Here is a 16,783-nt window from a genome sequence, read left to right as displayed (position 1 = left end):
GGGCTTAATTATTCTCGCTATACCCAACCGCTTCTCCTATTAAGGTGGCGCTGGTACAGTCGTTTATCTTCACGTTTACAAAATCCCCAATCTTATACTGCTCTTTTGGGAAAACTGCCACAGTGTTTTGGGTAGTTCTGCCACTCCAGTGAGCATCAGATTTCTTGGATTCTTTTTCGATCAACACCTCTACCGTCTTGCCAACAAACTGTCGGGTTCTAAAGTGGCTGTGTTGTTGTTGCAGGTTTACAATTTCTGTAAGTCTTCTTTTCTTAACTTCTTCAGGAACATCGTCTTCTAACTTTCGGGCGGCCATTGTTCCGGGTCTTTCAGAATAGGCGAACATGAATCCGAAGTCATATTTCACATATTCCATAAGGGATAGTGTATCCTGGTGATCTTCTTCAGTTTCTGTTGGGAAGCCGGTGATCATATCCTGGGAGATAGCACAATCGGGCATTAGTTTCCTAATGTTGTCAATTAACTCAAAGTATTCTTCGCGGGTGTGCAGACGGTTCATGGCTTTAAGGATCCTGTCGCTACCGCTTTGAACCGGCAGGTGAATATATTTACAAATATTCGGGTATTTCGCCATGGCTTCAATCACATCAAGCGTCATGTCCTGCGGATTTGAAGTAGAGAACCTTACTCTCATTTTTGGATGTGCTTCGGCTACCATTCTCAAAAGGGCAGCGAAATTGGTAGCGGTAGCCTTTTGCATTTCCGAAGCATTTTTAAAGTCCTTTTTGAGTCCGCCGCCATACCATAAATAGCTGTCAACGTTCTGTCCCAAAAGTGTGATTTCTTTAAAGCCTTTTTGTGCCAGTTCATTCACCTCTTCCATTATACTTTGTGGGTCACGGCTACGCTCTCTTCCGCGGGTAAACGGTACTACACAAAACGTACACATATTGTCGCAGCCCCGTGTGATAGAAACAAAGGCCGAAACGCCGTTGCTTTGCAAACGCACGGGAGAAATATCTCCATAAGTTTCATCTTTGGAGAGGATCACATTTACGGCATTGCGACCTTCTTCCACTTCGTTAATGAGGTTTGGCAGGTCTTTGTAGGCATCGGGCCCCACCACAAGGTCAACAATCTTTTCTTCTTCCAGGAACTGGGCTTTTAAGCGTTCGGCCATACAGCCAAGCACGCCCACCTTCATCCCCGGGTTGATTTTTTTTACAGCATTATATTTTTCCAGTCGCTTTCGTACTGTTTGTTCTGCTTTATCTCTAATTGAGCAGGTGTTGATAAGAACCAGGTCTGCCTCTTCCAGGTTTTGAGTAGTATCAAAACCTTCTTTAGATAGGATGGATGCTACAATCTCACTGTCGCTAAAGTTCATTTGGCAACCATAGCTCTCTATCATCAGCTTTTTTCCATTGCCTGTCTTAGGCTCCATCACCAATGCGTTTCCCTGCTGTTTTTCGTCTATTATCTTCTCCATATTTCAAAAAAGTACCTTTGGGTAATTGAACGGGCAAAGATACTGTTTTAGTTGAAATATGACAAAGTGACAGGAGGAAATATAGAGCAGTTTGAAATGTAGTAAAACTGCATTTTTGAAAATAAAAAAGCCATATTTAAAAATTCCTATACTTTTGCAAAACAAAAAATGATACTATGGCAAAGAATTTAGTGATCGTAGAGTCCCCTGCAAAAGCGAAGACCATTGAGAAATTCCTGGGCAAGGATTATACTGTTGCCTCGAGCTTTGGTCACATCGCCGATCTTCCTACCAAAGAGCTGGGTGTGGATACCGAGGGTGATTTTACTCCTAAATATATAGTGTCAAAAGATAAGAAGGAGGTCGTCAAAAAACTTAAGGCATTAGCAAAGAGTGCCGATATGGTTTGGCTGGCGAGTGATGAAGACCGGGAGGGAGAAGCGATTGCATGGCACCTGGCCGAAGAGCTGGATCTCGATAAAGATAAAACTAAAAGAATTGTTTTTCACGAGATTACAAAGTCTGCTATCCTTAGAGCTATTGAAAATCCTCGTGGAATAAATTATAACCTGGTAAACGCACAACAGGCCCGCAGGGTGCTGGATCGTTTGGTAGGTTATGAACTTTCACCGGTTCTTTGGAGGAAAGTGAAAGGTGGACTTTCCGCCGGGAGGGTGCAATCTGTGTCAGTTAGGCTTATTGTGGAGCGGGAACGGGAAATTCAGGGGTTTAAACCTGAAGCTTCCTTTAGAATAGATGCTGAATTTACCACGGAAGAAGGAAAATCCTTCAAAGCAAAACTTCCGAAGAATTTTGACACCAAAGCCGAAGCGGAGCAATTCCTTTCAGAAAATTTAGGGGCTAATTTTAAGGTGGCCGATCTTACGACCAAACCTGCTAAAAAATCACCTGCACCACCATTTACAACGTCAACACTTCAGCAGGAAGCTGCCCGTAAATTATATTTTTCAGTAAGTAAGACCATGACCATGGCGCAGCGTCTCTATGAGGCGGGGCATATTACTTATATGAGAACCGATAGCGTAAATCTTTCTGATGATGCAAGAAAAGGTGCTAAAAAAGAGATTTTAGACGCCTATGGTGAAAAGTACAGTAAGACACGCCAGTTTAAAGGAAAGACCAAAGGGGCGCAGGAAGCTCACGAGGCAATACGACCAACAAATTTTGCAGCACACAGCGTACAGGCCGATCGCGATGAACAGCGCCTGTATGAATTGATCTGGAAACGTGCCATAGCTTCCCAAATGAGTGAAGCCGAACTGGAGAGAACTAATGTAAAGATTGAAGCCGATAAACACGATAAGCAGTTCACTGCCAATGGAGAAGTTCTAAAATTTGACGGGTTCCTGAAAGTTTATCTGGAAGGTCGCGACGAAGAGGATGAAGAATTGCAAGAACAGGAAGGAATGCTACCTGCATTAAGGGTAAACGAAAATCTGAAAAATAACTATATCACGGCCACCGAAAGGTTTACGCGGCCACCTTACCGCTATACTGAAGCTTCATTGGTAAAGAAACTGGAAGAGCTGGGAATTGGACGCCCGTCTACCTACGCACCTACAATTTCTACCATTCAAAACCGGAATTATATCGAGAAAGGATCGGTTGACGGAGTAGAGCGTGATTATGTGCAGTTTACTCTAAAGGCTGAAAAAATAAACGAAAAGAAGCTTACAGAAACTGTAGGTAGTGATAAAGGAAAACTGGTGCCAACCGATGTTGGGATGGTAGTGAACGATTTTCTTGTCACTCATTTTTCAAGCATTCTGGATTACAATTTCACCGCCAAGGTAGAGCAGGATTTTGATGATATAGCTGAAGGGAATGAGGAGTGGACCAAGATGATGAAAGACTTCTACAGCGATTTTCATCCTAATGTGCTTGACGTTGCCCAAAATGCCGAAAGGGAAGTGGGCGAAAGAATTTTGGGGGAAGATCCTGTTACAGGAAAGCCGGTAAGCGTTCGACTCGGTAAATTTGGACCTATGGTGCAAATGGGTTCTGTTGAAGATGAGGAGAAACCGAAATTTGCCAGTCTTTCACCAGATCAAACCCTTGATTCTGTCACTTTTGAAGAGGCGATGGAATTGTTTAAGCTTCCGAAGGAACTTGGGGAATATGAAGGAGAAAAAGTGGAGGTAAATAACGGTCGCTTTGGACCTTATGTGCGATATGGGAAAAAATTCGTCTCTCTTGAGAAAGGGGAAGATCCTATTGAGGTAACCATGGAGCGGGCGCTGGAATTGATCAAAGAAAAAGAAAAGGCCGATGCGCCTATCTATGAATATAAAGACCTGCCCGTGCAAAAAGGAGTGGGGCGTTTTGGACCTTTCCTTAAGTGGAACGATATGTTCATCAACGTGAATAAAAAATACGATTTTGATAATCTTTCCGCAGAAGATATAGAGGAACTTATTGAAGATAAGATCAGGAAAGAGCGGGAGAAGGTGATTCACAATTGGGAAGATGAAGGAATAAAGGTAGAAAAGGCAAGATGGGGGCGTTCTAATATTGTGAAAGGAAAGACTAAAATTGAGCTGCCCAAGACTGTAGATGCAACAAAATTAACGCTTGAAGAGGTAAAGGGTATACTGGAGAAAAAAGCTCCTAAAAAGAAAACTGCTAAAAAGTCTACCGGCACTAAAAAGACTGCAGCTAAGAAAACCACCAGTAAAAAAACTGTCTCCAAAAAGAAGTAATTTATGGAATTCGATTTTCTTACGCCGGTGAAGGAGGAGCTCGTAACTGCGGGTAACAGTTTGGGGGCATCCATTCGGATTCATCTTGAAAATAAAGCTTTTCCTGACCTTGAGGGCATTAAAATTGCCTTTTTTGGAGTCCTGGAAGATCGTTTGGATGAAGACCCTACCGGTGAGCCGTTTGATTTTGATAATGTTAGAAGAGAGTTTTACAATTTATACGCGGGTAACTGGAATCTGCCAGTGGCCGATTTAGGGGATATCCAAAAAGGGGATTCTGAAGAAGATACTTTTTTTGCAGTTCAATCTGTGGTGAACTACTGTCTTAAAAATGGCATTATTCCGGTGCTTCTTGGAGGAAGCCAAGATCTGCTTTATGCGCAGTACCGGGCTTATGACGGGGTGGAGCAGATGGTGAACCTGGTGAACATCGATTCCAGGTTTGACCTTGGAGATGCCGATAAACCAATAAGTAACCATTCTTATGTAGGGAAGATGGTAGTGACTAAACCCTACAATCTCTTCAATTATTCTAACCTGGGTTATCAAACTTACTTCAATTCGCAGGATGAGATTGAGTTGATGGAGAGGTTATTCTTTGATGCAATAAGACTGGGGGAAGTGTCGGCTGATATTACTGCAATTGAGCCGGTGATGCGAGACGCCAACCTGGTGGGGCTTGATTTGGGTGCGATTAGTGCAGGTGCGCTTGGTAACTACAGGCTTCGATCTTCTAACGGTTTTGATGGGAAAGAAATTTGTGCTTTGGCGCGGTATGCAGGCATTAGTGATAAAGTGTCTTCATTTGGTATATTTGAATATACTTCCCAGCTTAATTTTCCTGCTTCAAACATGTTGGTGGCTCAAATACTGTGGTATTTTATTGAGGGGGTGAATTTTAGGAAAAATGAAAATACTATTTCCTCTAAAAAGGAGTTTATAAGATACCAGGTTCCAATTGACGATGAAATCCTGGTTTTTTATAAGAGTCCGGTAAGCGGTCGCTGGTGGATAGAAATTCCATTTCTTTCACCTGCAAATAATAAACTTAAGAGGCATACGTTATTACCTTGCACGCAAGGAGATTACCTCGACGCCTGTAATCAAATCATCCCCGAGAGGTGGTATAAAACAAAAAGGAAAAACGAAATTTAAATGATATAAACATTTGTAGCTTCTGCATTTTAACTAAATAAATTGTTTATTAGAAAATAAATAAATAGGTTTACTGCCTTGGAGCTATTATGTCCTAACTTTGAGAGATATTATGAGGAAATTTTTTTCGCTTATTGCTGTAATTTCTGTTTTGGCCTCGTGTGGTCGCAGTGATCAAGGGCAATTGGTTGGTGCGCAGGGAAAGAAATGGCATCCCGAAAAACCGTTGGGGATGACGTTAATTCCTGGTGGTGCATTCATCATGGGTAAAAGTGATGATGATATTGCCGGATTGAACAATGCTCCGCCAAAAACTGTTACTGTTCGTTCTTTTTATATGGATGAAACCGAAATTACCAATGCGGAATACCGCCAGTTTGTGAATTGGGTAAAAGATTCGGTTACCAGAATGAAACTTGCCATTTTTGCCGAAGAGATTGGTGAAACCCCCGGTACAGGAGGGATTGGTGAATTTGCTTTTGCCGATAGCGAGGAGGCCGATATGACTCCCTATGAACAGTACATGTATAATAACTACTACAGTCTTGGAGATTATGAAGGCAGAAAGATCAATAAGGATGTAGATCTTATTTGGGATACCAGAGACTACCCCGATGAATATTATGCTGAGGTGATGGACACCCTGTATATTCCTATCGAAGAAGCATACAATGGCCAGCGTTCTTTTGATGTGAATCATCTTAAATTTCGCTACACCTGGATGGACGTAAGTTCGGCAGCAAGAGCAGAACCGGGTAAGCGTGCCGATTTTATTGAAACTGAAGAAATTCAAATCTATCCAGATACTACTGTTTGGATCAAAGATTTTAACTATTCCTATAATGAGCCCATGCACAACGATTATTTTTGGCATGATGCTTATAGCGATTATCCTGTGGTGGGGGTTTCCTGGAAACAGGCACGTGCTTTTGCACAATGGAGAACCCTGTATCACAACTCTTACAGGAAATCAAAAGGAGAGCACAATGTGAACTCTTATCGTTTACCTACAGAGGCCGAATGGGAATATGCAGCCCGGGGTGGCCTTGAGTCTGCTACTTATCCGTGGGGTGGGCCTTATACCAAGAACGACCGCGGTTGTTTTATGGCTAACTTTAAACCATTAAGAGGAGATTATGCAGCCGATCAGGCTTTGTACACCGTTGAGGCTAAATCTTATGAGCCTAATGATTACGGATTGTATAATATGGCTGGTAATGTTGCCGAGTGGGTTTTCTCATCGTATGATCCTGCATCTTATGAGTATTCTTCATCTATGAACCCGTCGGTTAATGATGAGTCTAACATGAAGAAAGTAGTTCGTGGAGGATCATGGAAAGATGTAGCTTATTTTCTTCAGGTGAGTTCCCGTGACTATGAATACGCAGATTCTGCCCGTAGTTACATCGGCTTTAGAACGGTACAGGATTATTTGGGTACAGATCTTACCCTGAATCAAACAAGATAAAAATCCCTATTTCACAAATAACCTATTAAAAAAGAACTAAATTTTTATTTATCATGGCACAATCAAAGTCGAGTAAGAAATTAATGAATATGGTGTATGGTCTGGGTGCTTCTGTAGTTATTCTCGGGGCACTATTTAAAATCATGCACTGGCCTTTAGGTAATGAAATGTTAATTATTGGTCTAATCGTAGAAGCACTTGTTTTTGCTGTTTCTGCATTTGAACCGGTAGATGACGAATTAGACTGGTCTCTGGTTTATCCCGAACTGGCTGGTGGTACACCGGCAACCCGAAATAACCAGGCATTGGTGAGCAACGAAGAGACTGAAGGTATGTTATCTAAAAAACTTGACAATATTTTACGTGAGGCTAAGATCGATGCCAATTTGATGAGCAGCCTTGGGGATAGTATTAGAAACTTTGAAGGTGCCGCAAAAAATATTACTCCTACAGTAGATGCCATGGCTTCTCAAAAGAAGTACAGCGAAGAAATGAGCCTGGCTGCAAATCAACTGGAGTCATTGAACAATATTTATAAAGTACAGGTAGAGTCTGCTTCACGCCAGGCAGAAGTGAATGATGCAGTAGCCGAAAACGCTGACAGGTTAAATAAGCAAATGGAGTCTTTGGCTACCAACCTTTCTTCTCTAAACAATGTTTACGGAGGAATGCTTTCTGCTATGCACGTCAAGGCTTAACAGGAAGCTTTTTGCCCTAAAAAAAATTAAAAGAACAAACTAAAATTAGAGAATGGCGTCTGGAAAACAAACCCCAAGACAGAAGATGATTAACCTGATGTATCTGGTTTTCATCGCAATGATGGCTCTAAATATGTCCAAAGAAGTACTTACTGCCTTTGGAATGATTAACGAAAGTTTAGCCGAATCAAATGCCTCTGTTACTGAAAGAAATGCCGCTGCAATTGCAGGATTGGCAACAAAAGCTCAAGAACAACCGGCCAAGTATGTTCCGTTGCAGGAAAAGGCGGAACAAATTCATACCTTAACTGGTAACTTTACCACATACATTGATAACCTCAAGGAAAAAGCGCTTGAAGATATTGAAGGAGATGAGCGTGAAGACTATGAGGCAATGGATCAGTCTGCAAAACTTGATGAATATCTTTTCTCAAGCGGGCAGCCAAGTGAAGCAGGAAAGGAATTTCTTGCCGAAATAGAGAAATACCGTGAAGGTGTTGCAAATGTATTAGGAGAAGATTTTTCTCAAATAGCTGCTGAAGTTAGAAGAGAATTTAGCACAGAGCCTGTTGTAGATGGTGAAGGTGTGAAACGCCCATGGTTATCTTATAACTTTGAAGGATTTCCGCTAATTGCATCTATTACAAAGCTTACTCAAATGCAAGGCGATGCAAAGTCGGCAGAGAATGATGCGCTTTCAGCTATGCTTTCGGGCCAGCTTCAAAGCGATGTTTCTTTGACCAACTATGAAGCTATTGTTATTCCCGACAAAACTGCATTCTTTAGTGGAGAGCAATTCTCCGGAAAAGTAGTTTTAGGAAGAGTAGATCCCTCTTTGCGTTTTGAGAATGTTGTGATCAACGGTAACAAAGTGGCTTCTACACAGGCTGGTCAGGTGCAACTTAAATTCCCGGCCGGGAATGTGGGTGAGCAAAAAATTACCGGACAACTTCAGTTTAAAGAAGGAGATTCTATTGTAGAAATTCCCGTGACCAGCTCATATAGCGTTATTCCAAAACCTAATTCCGCAGTAATTTCTGCCGATAAGATGAACGTGGTTTACCGTGGTGTCGCAAACCCAATGACTATCTCTATACCAGGAGTGGGTAACGTATCGGCAAATGCACCGGGACTAAGATCTGCAGGTGGAGCCGGAAATTATATTATGGATGTTACTACGCTCCAGGCTCGTGAAGTGACCATCAATGTAAGTGGTGAACTTCCGGGAGGAGAAAAAGTAAGCGACAGCAAAACATTTAGAGTACGCGATATACCAAGACCTGTTGGAACTGTAAGAGGGGAAGACGGAACGGTAAGAATGCAGCGTCAAAACCTTGAAATTTCAACCATTGGAGCAGCTCTGCCCGATTTTGAATTTGATGTTGATCTAAGAGTAACCGGATTCAAATTCCGTGTACCGGGTCAGCCAACTATTCAGGTGAGAGGACAAAAGCTTGACCAGAGTGCTATTGGAGCGCTAAGAAGAGCAGGCAGAGGCGAGACTATCCAGATCTTTGATGTGGAAGCTCAACTTGCCGGAAGCTCAGGGTATAAGCTAAAACAAGTATCTCCGGTACTGGTTGAATTAACAAATTAAATCATTAGAACATGAACTGGAACCAATTATTGTTAGGATTATGTGGATTGCTCGTTTCGGTGACCTCTTTTGGCCAAAGTAATCTTCTTAATGCCAAAAGTCCCGATGAAATAGGAGGCCCTACCAAGGCAGAGCTTACCTATGGAAAGAACGATCCTTTGGAGTATGGATATGTTGATGACAGGGATGTACTTTGGGCAAAGACCACCTGGGAGATCATAGATCTCGATGAAAGAGTGAATTTTCCTTTGTACTATCCTATAGACACTAACCAGATTGGGGGTTCAAGACGCTCTCTTTACGATGTGTTGGTAGCCGGTATTAAAAGCGGAAAGATTAAAAATATCTATGCCGACTCTTACTTTAATGATAAGCGTACCCTGAATGACATACAGGCGGCGTTGTCTAAAGTTGATACGACCGATCTTGGTATCGAGCAATACAATGCCGGGGAAGAGATTGATCCACAATTTATAAGCCGAAGAGATATTTCTTCAGCCGACATTGCTGAATATCACATTCGCGGGTACTGGTATTTTGACAAGCGCCAGGCAGAGCTTAAGTACAGGCTTTTGGCCATTGCACCGGTTGCACCCGATGTAAACTTTATTGATGAGGGTGGTGCATCTGCATTAGTAGAGCTTTTTTGGGTATGGTTTCCCGGGGCAAGAGAAGTGTTGAACGATGCTTATGCTTATAACCCAGATAATACCTCAAATCCGGTATCCTTTGATCATTTGCTCAACGCTCGAAGGTTCAATGCGGTGATTTATGCTGAAGATAATGTACAGGGCAACCGCCAGGTAGATGATTATATAAGTAACAATGCCTTTATGCAGCTACTGGAGTCTGAAAGGATCAAGGAGCAAATAAGGAATTTTGAACAGGATATGTGGAATTACTAAACTGTTCGCATGAATGAATTTATAACGCCTTTTCTTCCCCGAAAAGGCGTTTTTTTATATCTAATTTTGTAACATGAAAGACTATATTATTGTTGGGGCGGGCCTTAGTGGAACCTGCCTTGCATACAGGCTCGAAAAAGCCGGAAAATCCTTTGTTGTTTTTGATGATGACAGCCAGGAAGCTTCAAAAGTTGCCGGCGGATTCATGAATCCTGTTATCCTGAAGCGCTTCACCCTGGCCTGGAAGGCCGATGAGCAACTGGAAAAAGCATACGCCTTCTATAAGGATATGGAAGCGCACCTCGAAAAGACCTTTTTAGGCCCTCTGGAGGTGTACAGAAGGTTTTCGTCAATAGAAGAGCAGAACAATTGGTTTGCAGCCGCCGATAAGCCTAAAATCGCCCCTTTTCTCGATACAAAGCTTGTTGCTTCGGTCAATAAACATATTCCGGGGAAGTTTTCCTTCGGAAAAGTATTGAAAACATCCCGAATTGATCCGCGTTACCTTTTGGAGTCCTATTCTGAACACCTTCAGGAGAAGGGCTGGCTTGTAAAGGAAACTTTTGATCATGATGCACTACAATTAACCGATTCGGGGGTTCACTACAAAAACATAGGTGCCAAAAATGTCATTTTTTGCGAAGGTTTTGGGATTCAGAAGAATTCCTATTTCAGCTATCTTCCGTTAAGAGGAAATAAAGGGGAGTATATCATCATTAAAGCACAGGGACTCGACCTGGAAGTAGGCGTAAAATCTTCGATCTTTATTTTTCCGGCAGGTGGAGATCATTATGCCGTAGGGGCAACCTACAGCAATACCGATAAAACTCCCGAACCCACCCAGGCAGCCAGGGAAGAGCTGGTTGAAAAACTGAAGGATCTTATTAAAACCGATTTTGAAGTGGTAGATCAGGTTGCGGGCTTGCGACCTTCTACGATAGACCGTAGACCAATGGTGGGGCAGCACCCGTACCACAAAAATCTCTATACATGCAATGGTTTTGGAAGCCGCGGAATCTTAATAGCTCCATCAATTTCTGAAGAACTTTTAGATTTTATTGATGAAGGTAAAGAACTGGATCCAGAGATTGACATCTCCAGGTTTACCCGAAAGTGGTATAAAAGAGCCTAGCTTTTTGCCTTTTTTGGATCGTAACTAAAAAAGAAATTGACCCATATATTTCTACTCCATCGCACTATGACCGGCAAGAACACAACCAAGGTTGCTACTATGATGATAAAGGTTGGTAATAAAGTCAGGTTTAACAGGAAGTGAGAAATTACAAATGCAGCGGTGGCGAAGGCAATTCCCACCGCATAGCTCACGTACATGGCTCCAAAGAAAAAAGAAGGTTCCATTTTATACTTGGTGCCACAGTTTGAACAGCGATCGTGCATGGCAAATAGCTTCGAGATCTTGTAAGGGTTATCTTCCTTATACATACTCTCTTCCTGGCAAACGGGGCAGGTACCTGTGAAAATGCTGTACAGTTTATTTCCTTTTAATGAGTTCATAAGCTTCGGTAAGAGTTACAAATTTACGGATCTTTCAGCTAAAGAATAAGCCTTCTGAAAGGTTTTCCGCAGAATGAAAATAGAGTGCTTGAAAGCCTTCTTCCGAAGTAATAATGGCAACACTTTTGAGTCTAACTGGTTTTTAATTAGCTATATCAATCTGCAGCCTATTTTTTTACCCTGAAAAAATGAGCATCTTTGCAGAAATTTTGAAGAGGAATGTTGAATATACATAATTTATCGGTCTCCTTTGGCGGAGAATATTTGTTTGAAGAGATCACCTTTAGGCTTGGTGGCGGTGACAGAGTGGGGCTAATAGGTAAAAACGGGGCCGGAAAATCTACCATGCTCAAGATCCTCTCGGGCGAAATGGAACCCGATACGGGCCAGATTGCATCTGACAAGGATTTGAAAATCGGTTTTCTTAAGCAGGATATAGACTTTGTAGAAGGGCGTACGGTTCTTGAAGAGTCTTATGAAGCTTTTGAAGAGATCAAGAAGCAGGAGAAACAGCTCGAAGAAATCAACACCCAGCTTGCTGAGCGTACCGATTATGAAAGTGAGGAGTACCATCAACTAATGGTAGACCTCAATGATGTGCAGCATCAATATGAGATTCACGGGGGTTACAACTACCAGGGAGAGACAGAACGTATTCTCCAGGGGCTCGGTTTTAAACGTGATGATTTTAACAAGCTTACCGATACCTTCTCGGGAGGATGGAGAATGCGGATTGAGCTGGCAAAACTGCTGCTTCAGCAAAACGATATTCTTCTATTGGATGAGCCTACCAACCACCTGGATATTGAATCTATTATCTGGCTGGAAGGGTTTCTTAACAACTATCCCGGAGCTGTGGTGATCGTGTCTCACGATAAGATGTTTCTCGACAATGTGACCAACAGGACCATTGAGATCTCCCTTGGAAGGATTTACGACTTTAATAAACCATATTCAAAATATCTTGTTCTTCGGAAGGAATTGAGGGAGCAGCAGCTGGCTTCTCAAAAGAACCAGGAGAAACAAATTCAGCAGACCGAAAAGCTGATTGAGAAATTCAGGGCCAAAGCTTCAAAAGCAAGTATGGCACAATCTCTCATTAAAAAGCTGGACAAAGTAGACCGTATTGAAGTAGATGAGGACGATAATTCGGTGATGAATTTGAAGTTTCCGGTTTCTGTGGTGCCGGGTAAGGTGGTTATTGAAGCTGATCATATCACTAAGAGTTACGGGCATAAAAATGTGCTGAAGGATATTGACCTCTTGATTGAACGTGATTCAAAAACTGCATTTGTAGGACAAAACGGGCAGGGTAAATCTACGCTGGCAAAGATCATTGTGGGCGAGCTGGACTATAAAGGCGAGCTTAAACTGGGGCATAACGTACAAATAGGATATTTTGCTCAAAATCAGGCAGAATATTTAGACGGTTCAAAGACTGTTCTGGATACTATGATAGATGCGGCCAACGAGAAGAACAGGTCAAAGGTGCGAGATATACTTGGATCTTTTCTTTTTCGGGGCGATGAAGTCGATAAATATGTAAGAGTGCTTTCGGGAGGCGAGAGAAACCGTTTGGCCCTGGCGAAAATGTTGCTACAGCCTTTTAATGTGCTGGTAATGGATGAGCCTACCAACCACCTTGATATTAAGTCCAAAAACGTTTTAAAAGACGCTCTAAAAAGCTTTGAAGGTACATTGATCCTGGTATCTCACGACAGGGATTTTCTTCAGGGGCTCACCAATAAAGTTTATGAATTTAAAGATCATAAAATAAAACAGTACCTGGGAGATATAGATTACTACCTGGAGCAGCGAAAGTTGGTAGATATGCGTGAGGTGGAGAAACGCGATGTACAAAAACAGGCACCAAAAGAAAGCAGCAATAAAGACTCTTACCAGAATCAAAAAAAGCTAAAATCCCTTAATAACAAACTGAGCAATATAGAAGCTAAGATCACCAAACTTGAAAGGGAAATAAAGGAGAAGGACCTTGAACTGGCTAACAACTATGAGAAGGCTATGGCGCGTCCTGACTTTTTCAAGAATTACCAGTTTAAAAAGAAGGAGCTTGAAAAAGCCATGAAGGAGTGGGAGCAGGTACAGGAAGAGCTTGAAAAGGTAAGTTAGCCATGTATGAACATTTCTTTCAATGTCCCTACTGTTGGGAAGAGATCTCTATGTTGCTGGATACTTCTGTAAAGAGGCAGCGGTATATTGAAGATTGTGAGATTTGTTGCAATCCTATAGAGATATCTGTGAGATTCCAGTCAGGCGAGCTGCAGGAATTTGAAGTCAGTAGTATAGAGCAATAGATAATCAGGTTGTTATATATGATTTCCCTTTTTTCTTAGGAGATTTTCACTAAATTAGAGAATAAAATCCTTTTGAATTGTATGGTATCAACTTTTGAATTAGCTGAAAATGTAGTGGGAATAATAATAGATACAGATCTGGATGAGGAGCTTATTGAAAATGTGCAGGCTAAAATTCTGGATAAAATAGAAGTTCATGAGGAGATTAGTATCTTTTTTGAGATCAAGAGAGGTAGCAAATTAGGTTTTAAAGCTTTTTTAGAACAAATGACTTTTAACCTGAACCACACGAGAAGTTTCAGGAAGATTGCAGTGGTTTCAGATCTTTATTGGCTGAGGAACAGCATGTTTATCAAAGACCTTATTATGCCTACTGATATCAAAAGTTTTACAAATGAGGAGCGGTTGACAGCCCTTGCCTGGATCTCTGAATAATTTTTTATTTTTTTCTTTGGTAAAGTAGAAATCGGTTGTATATTTGCAGTCCAATATCGCGGGATAGAGCAGTAGGTAGCTCGTCGGGCTCATAACCCGAAGGTCACAGGTTCGAGTCCTGTTCCCGCTACTAGCAAAGACAAGGCTTCACAGAAATGTGAAGCCTTTTTTTATTTCATCTAGTACAGAATAAGTACAGAATTTGGCTTTTTTAAAAACTTTATATCTTTTACTATCAACTGAATTCATTTGATGCTATATTCTATTGATTTGCTAGAGGACCAAACAATTGCCCTACATGTTTTCTTCTGAAATATAATCGTTAGGATGGTATTCCGTTCTCATTTCTCAATTCTTCTGAGTCAAATCTGACATAAATCTTACTACAAGAGGATAATTCATTTTCATAAACCACTCAGCCCATTCCCCTAAATTCCGCAGAAAAAGCTCCATTACGGGAAATACGGGATCATTCAAGAAATCTTGGACACAACTTCAAAGCTTCCGATTTCCATTTCGCTACCCCTGCCGAAAAGGCAGGAACGCTACATTCCCAATCTCCATCTTTAAAATTAAGTCCGCTTTAAACCCTGCTAAGAATAGAATTTCGGTTTTTCATAGCCCGTTCAGCACATTCCCACTTCATTCCGCAGAAAAAGCTCCATTGCGAGGAAAGAGCTTCACTATAAAAGTCTTGGACACCATCCCCAATTTCTCCTTTCCATTTCGTTAGCGCTTCCCGCTATGCTGGGAAGCGCACTTCATTCCAATTCCAAATCGGGAATGGAGTCCGCTTAATCGGATTTCCATCCTTGCTTTTGGCCCCGCTTCCAATGTTTTTGTACTTCACATAAAGACTTTAGACGCACTTCCGCGCCGTCACTGTCCCTTCCCTTTTTTTGTAAGCAAAATACCAACATTTGGAAGTTGAACAGACTGCATAACCGGTCGTGCCTCCCTTTTATAAGTCTTTATCAATTCCAAATATTGAAAATGTATAAGCAACAAAAAAAGGTAACAGCGACGGCACTACGGGAAGTAAATCTAAAATGAACATTATGAAATCGTACAAGAACATCAGAAAGGAAGCGGGGCCAAAAAAACAAAAAAAGGAAAACGCTCAGGATACAATAAGTAAATCGCTTCAAAAAAATATAAACGGAAACTGCCTGAAAGGTTCAGGTAGTCTATTAAGTAATCTTTAATTCTTTTATTATGAGTACTATCAAAAATCACGTACAGCTAATTGGAAACGTTGGTCAGGAACCAACCATTACCAACCTCGAAAACGGTAAAAAAGTAGCCCGTTTTTCACTTGCCACCAATGAGTATTACAAAAACGACAAGGGCGAAAAAGTGCAAAATACGGAATGGCATACCGTAGTCGCCTGGGGAAAAACTGCAGAAATCATTGAGAAGTATGCAGGAAAGGGTAAGGAAATTGGAGTTAGCGGAAAATTGAAATCCCGTAGTTACGAGGATAACGATGGCATTAAGCGCTATGTTACCGAAGTGGAAGCCAACGAAATCCTTTTGTTAGGCGTAAAGAACGGCAATAATTCAATTGAGTAAATTAAAAACAAAGAGGGCGGTACGGTCGAAAGTCTCGCCCTCTTTCATTATTCACCTTTTAAATCAGATCATAATGGAAACCAAAGTTAATGAAATCGCGATAAGTTATAGTGGAAGTTTAAAAGCAAATTTGCTTCCCAAGATAACCTGTTCCCAAAGTGCTGCAGATTTAGCCTACAGCCAATGGAACAAAGATACTATTGAACTGCACGAGACTTTTAAAATAATGCTGCTCAACAATGCCAATAAGGTAAAAGGAATATATGAAACCTCTAACGGAGGAATAACAGGAACTTTAGTGGATGTCCGCATCTTATTTGCCGTACTGTTAAAGAGCTTGACAACGGCAGTTATTTTGGTCCACAATCACCCGAGCGGAACCTTGACACCGAGTGAACCCGATAAACGGCTGACCCAAAAAATTAAAAAGGCAGGGGAATTATTTGATATTAAGGTATTGGACCATTTGATCCTGATACCTGATGGAAATTATTTCAGTTTTGCAGATGAAGGAATCCTTTAAATGGAAAGCTTATGATTTATCTTAATTTTTCAGACCTGACCGAAGAAGCCCAAAACCGACTTTTGGAGAATTCCAAAAAGGATGTGGAACGAAAATTTGGGAATGATATCCGCACGTACGTAAGAGAAAATTATACCTGCTTTGAGACGATGGTAGAGGAAGAAGCATTGCGAAATTTATATTCCTATACTTTCATATTCAACATCTGATTATCTAAACTTTATAGTCCAGCACCTCCAAATTTTTGGAGGTGTTTTTCTGTTCAATTGTCTTCAGTTCAATAAAAATCATTATCTTTATTATGCTGAATTCCAGCATTTAATTTTACGTAGGGTTATCCATTTTTTGACTTTCGCTGATAACCGTACCCATCAAAAAAATACATAACAGGAAATTATTTCCCTGAAACTGGCAATTGGCTTTTGACCAA

Annotated in this window: 15 protein-coding genes and 1 tRNA gene; 14 read left to right on the top strand and 2 right to left on the bottom strand. The window is 41.3% G+C overall.

The features are described 5' to 3' along the window. Positions 1-4: 4 nt before the first annotated feature. Positions 5-1,450: a tRNA (N6-isopentenyl adenosine(37)-C2)-methylthiotransferase MiaB gene (gene miaB / locus VS868_RS04865; RefSeq protein WP_345599375.1), complete on the bottom strand. Its 1,446-nt coding sequence runs from the start codon at positions 1,448-1,450 to the stop codon at positions 5-7. A 176-nt stretch (positions 1,451-1,626) separates the two neighbouring features. Between miaB and topA the strand changes: the two genes are divergently transcribed. From topA to VS868_RS04830, 7 genes are all read left to right on the top strand, one after another. After that, positions 1,627-4,170, top strand: a complete 2,544-nt coding sequence (topA, locus tag VS868_RS04860; RefSeq protein WP_345599374.1) for a type I DNA topoisomerase — start codon at positions 1,627-1,629, stop codon at positions 4,168-4,170. A gap of 3 nt (positions 4,171-4,173) precedes the next feature. Further along, positions 4,174-5,325, top strand: a complete 1,152-nt coding sequence (locus VS868_RS04855; protein ID WP_345599373.1) for a formimidoylglutamase — start codon at positions 4,174-4,176, stop codon at positions 5,323-5,325. Between the two features lie 112 nt (positions 5,326-5,437). Next, positions 5,438-6,793, top strand: a complete 1,356-nt coding sequence (gene gldK / locus VS868_RS04850) for a gliding motility lipoprotein GldK (protein WP_266068461.1) — start codon at positions 5,438-5,440, stop codon at positions 6,791-6,793. A gap of 53 nt (positions 6,794-6,846) precedes the next feature. Further along, positions 6,847-7,491 carry a gliding motility protein GldL gene (gene gldL, locus VS868_RS04845; protein ID WP_345599372.1) on the top strand — a complete coding sequence of 215 codons (645 nt, stop codon included), beginning with the start codon at positions 6,847-6,849 and terminating at the stop codon, positions 7,489-7,491. Positions 7,492-7,543: 52 nt separating this feature from the next. Further along, positions 7,544-9,088, top strand: coding sequence for a gliding motility protein GldM (gene gldM, locus VS868_RS04840; protein WP_345599371.1), 1,545 nt, complete (start codon positions 7,544-7,546; stop codon positions 9,086-9,088). Positions 9,089-9,099: 11 nt separating this feature from the next. Beyond that, entirely contained in the window at positions 9,100-9,993 is an 894-nt protein-coding gene (gene gldN / locus VS868_RS04835) for a gliding motility protein GldN (protein WP_266068465.1), read from the top strand. A gap of 73 nt (positions 9,994-10,066) precedes the next feature. Next, positions 10,067-11,125 (top strand): FAD-binding oxidoreductase, encoded by a 1,059-nt coding sequence (locus VS868_RS04830; RefSeq protein WP_345599370.1) that lies wholly within the window; start codon positions 10,067-10,069, stop codon positions 11,123-11,125. Here VS868_RS04830 and VS868_RS04825 read toward each other — a convergent pair. Continuing rightward, on the bottom strand, positions 11,122-11,508 hold the full coding sequence (locus VS868_RS04825) for a DUF983 domain-containing protein (RefSeq protein WP_345599369.1): 387 nt from the start codon (positions 11,506-11,508) through the stop codon (positions 11,122-11,124). The two genes, VS868_RS04830 and VS868_RS04825, sit on opposite strands and share 4 nt — an antisense overlap. A 219-nt stretch (positions 11,509-11,727) precedes the next feature. On the opposite strand from VS868_RS04825, the gene VS868_RS04820 reads away from it, so the two are divergent. From VS868_RS04820 to VS868_RS04790, 7 genes are all read left to right on the top strand, one after another. Beyond that, positions 11,728-13,638: an ATP-binding cassette domain-containing protein gene (locus tag VS868_RS04820; RefSeq protein WP_266068468.1), complete on the top strand. Its 1,911-nt coding sequence runs from the start codon at positions 11,728-11,730 to the stop codon at positions 13,636-13,638. Positions 13,639-13,640: 2 nt separating this feature from the next. After that, on the top strand, positions 13,641-13,823 hold the full coding sequence (locus VS868_RS04815) for a CPXCG motif-containing cysteine-rich protein (protein WP_266068469.1): 183 nt from the start codon (positions 13,641-13,643) through the stop codon (positions 13,821-13,823). An 81-nt stretch (positions 13,824-13,904) separates the two neighbouring features. Beyond that, entirely contained in the window at positions 13,905-14,258 is a 354-nt protein-coding gene (locus tag VS868_RS04810; RefSeq protein ID WP_345599368.1) for an STAS/SEC14 domain-containing protein, read from the top strand. A gap of 57 nt (positions 14,259-14,315) precedes the next feature. After that, positions 14,316-14,388: transfer RNA gene (locus tag VS868_RS04805), tRNA-Met, on the top strand. A 1,085-nt stretch (positions 14,389-15,473) separates the two neighbouring features. Then, positions 15,474-15,830 (top strand): single-stranded DNA-binding protein, encoded by a 357-nt coding sequence (gene ssb, locus VS868_RS04800; protein ID WP_189602817.1) that lies wholly within the window; start codon positions 15,474-15,476, stop codon positions 15,828-15,830. 73 nt (positions 15,831-15,903) lie between these two features. Beyond that, positions 15,904-16,353, top strand: a complete 450-nt coding sequence (locus VS868_RS04795; RefSeq protein ID WP_168025956.1) for a JAB domain-containing protein — start codon at positions 15,904-15,906, stop codon at positions 16,351-16,353. An 11-nt stretch (positions 16,354-16,364) separates the two neighbouring features. Next, positions 16,365-16,562 carry a hypothetical protein gene (locus VS868_RS04790; RefSeq protein ID WP_189602825.1) on the top strand — a complete coding sequence of 66 codons (198 nt, stop codon included), beginning with the start codon at positions 16,365-16,367 and terminating at the stop codon, positions 16,560-16,562. Positions 16,563-16,783: the final 221 nt, after the last annotated feature.

The sequence above is a fragment of the Salinimicrobium sp. 3283s genome (assembly GCF_039602225.1).
GTDB lineage: Bacteria > Bacteroidota > Bacteroidia > Flavobacteriales > Flavobacteriaceae > Salinimicrobium > Salinimicrobium profundisediminis.
Note: the sequence above shows the minus strand (reverse complement) of the source record. Positions and strands in the feature narration are given on the sequence as shown.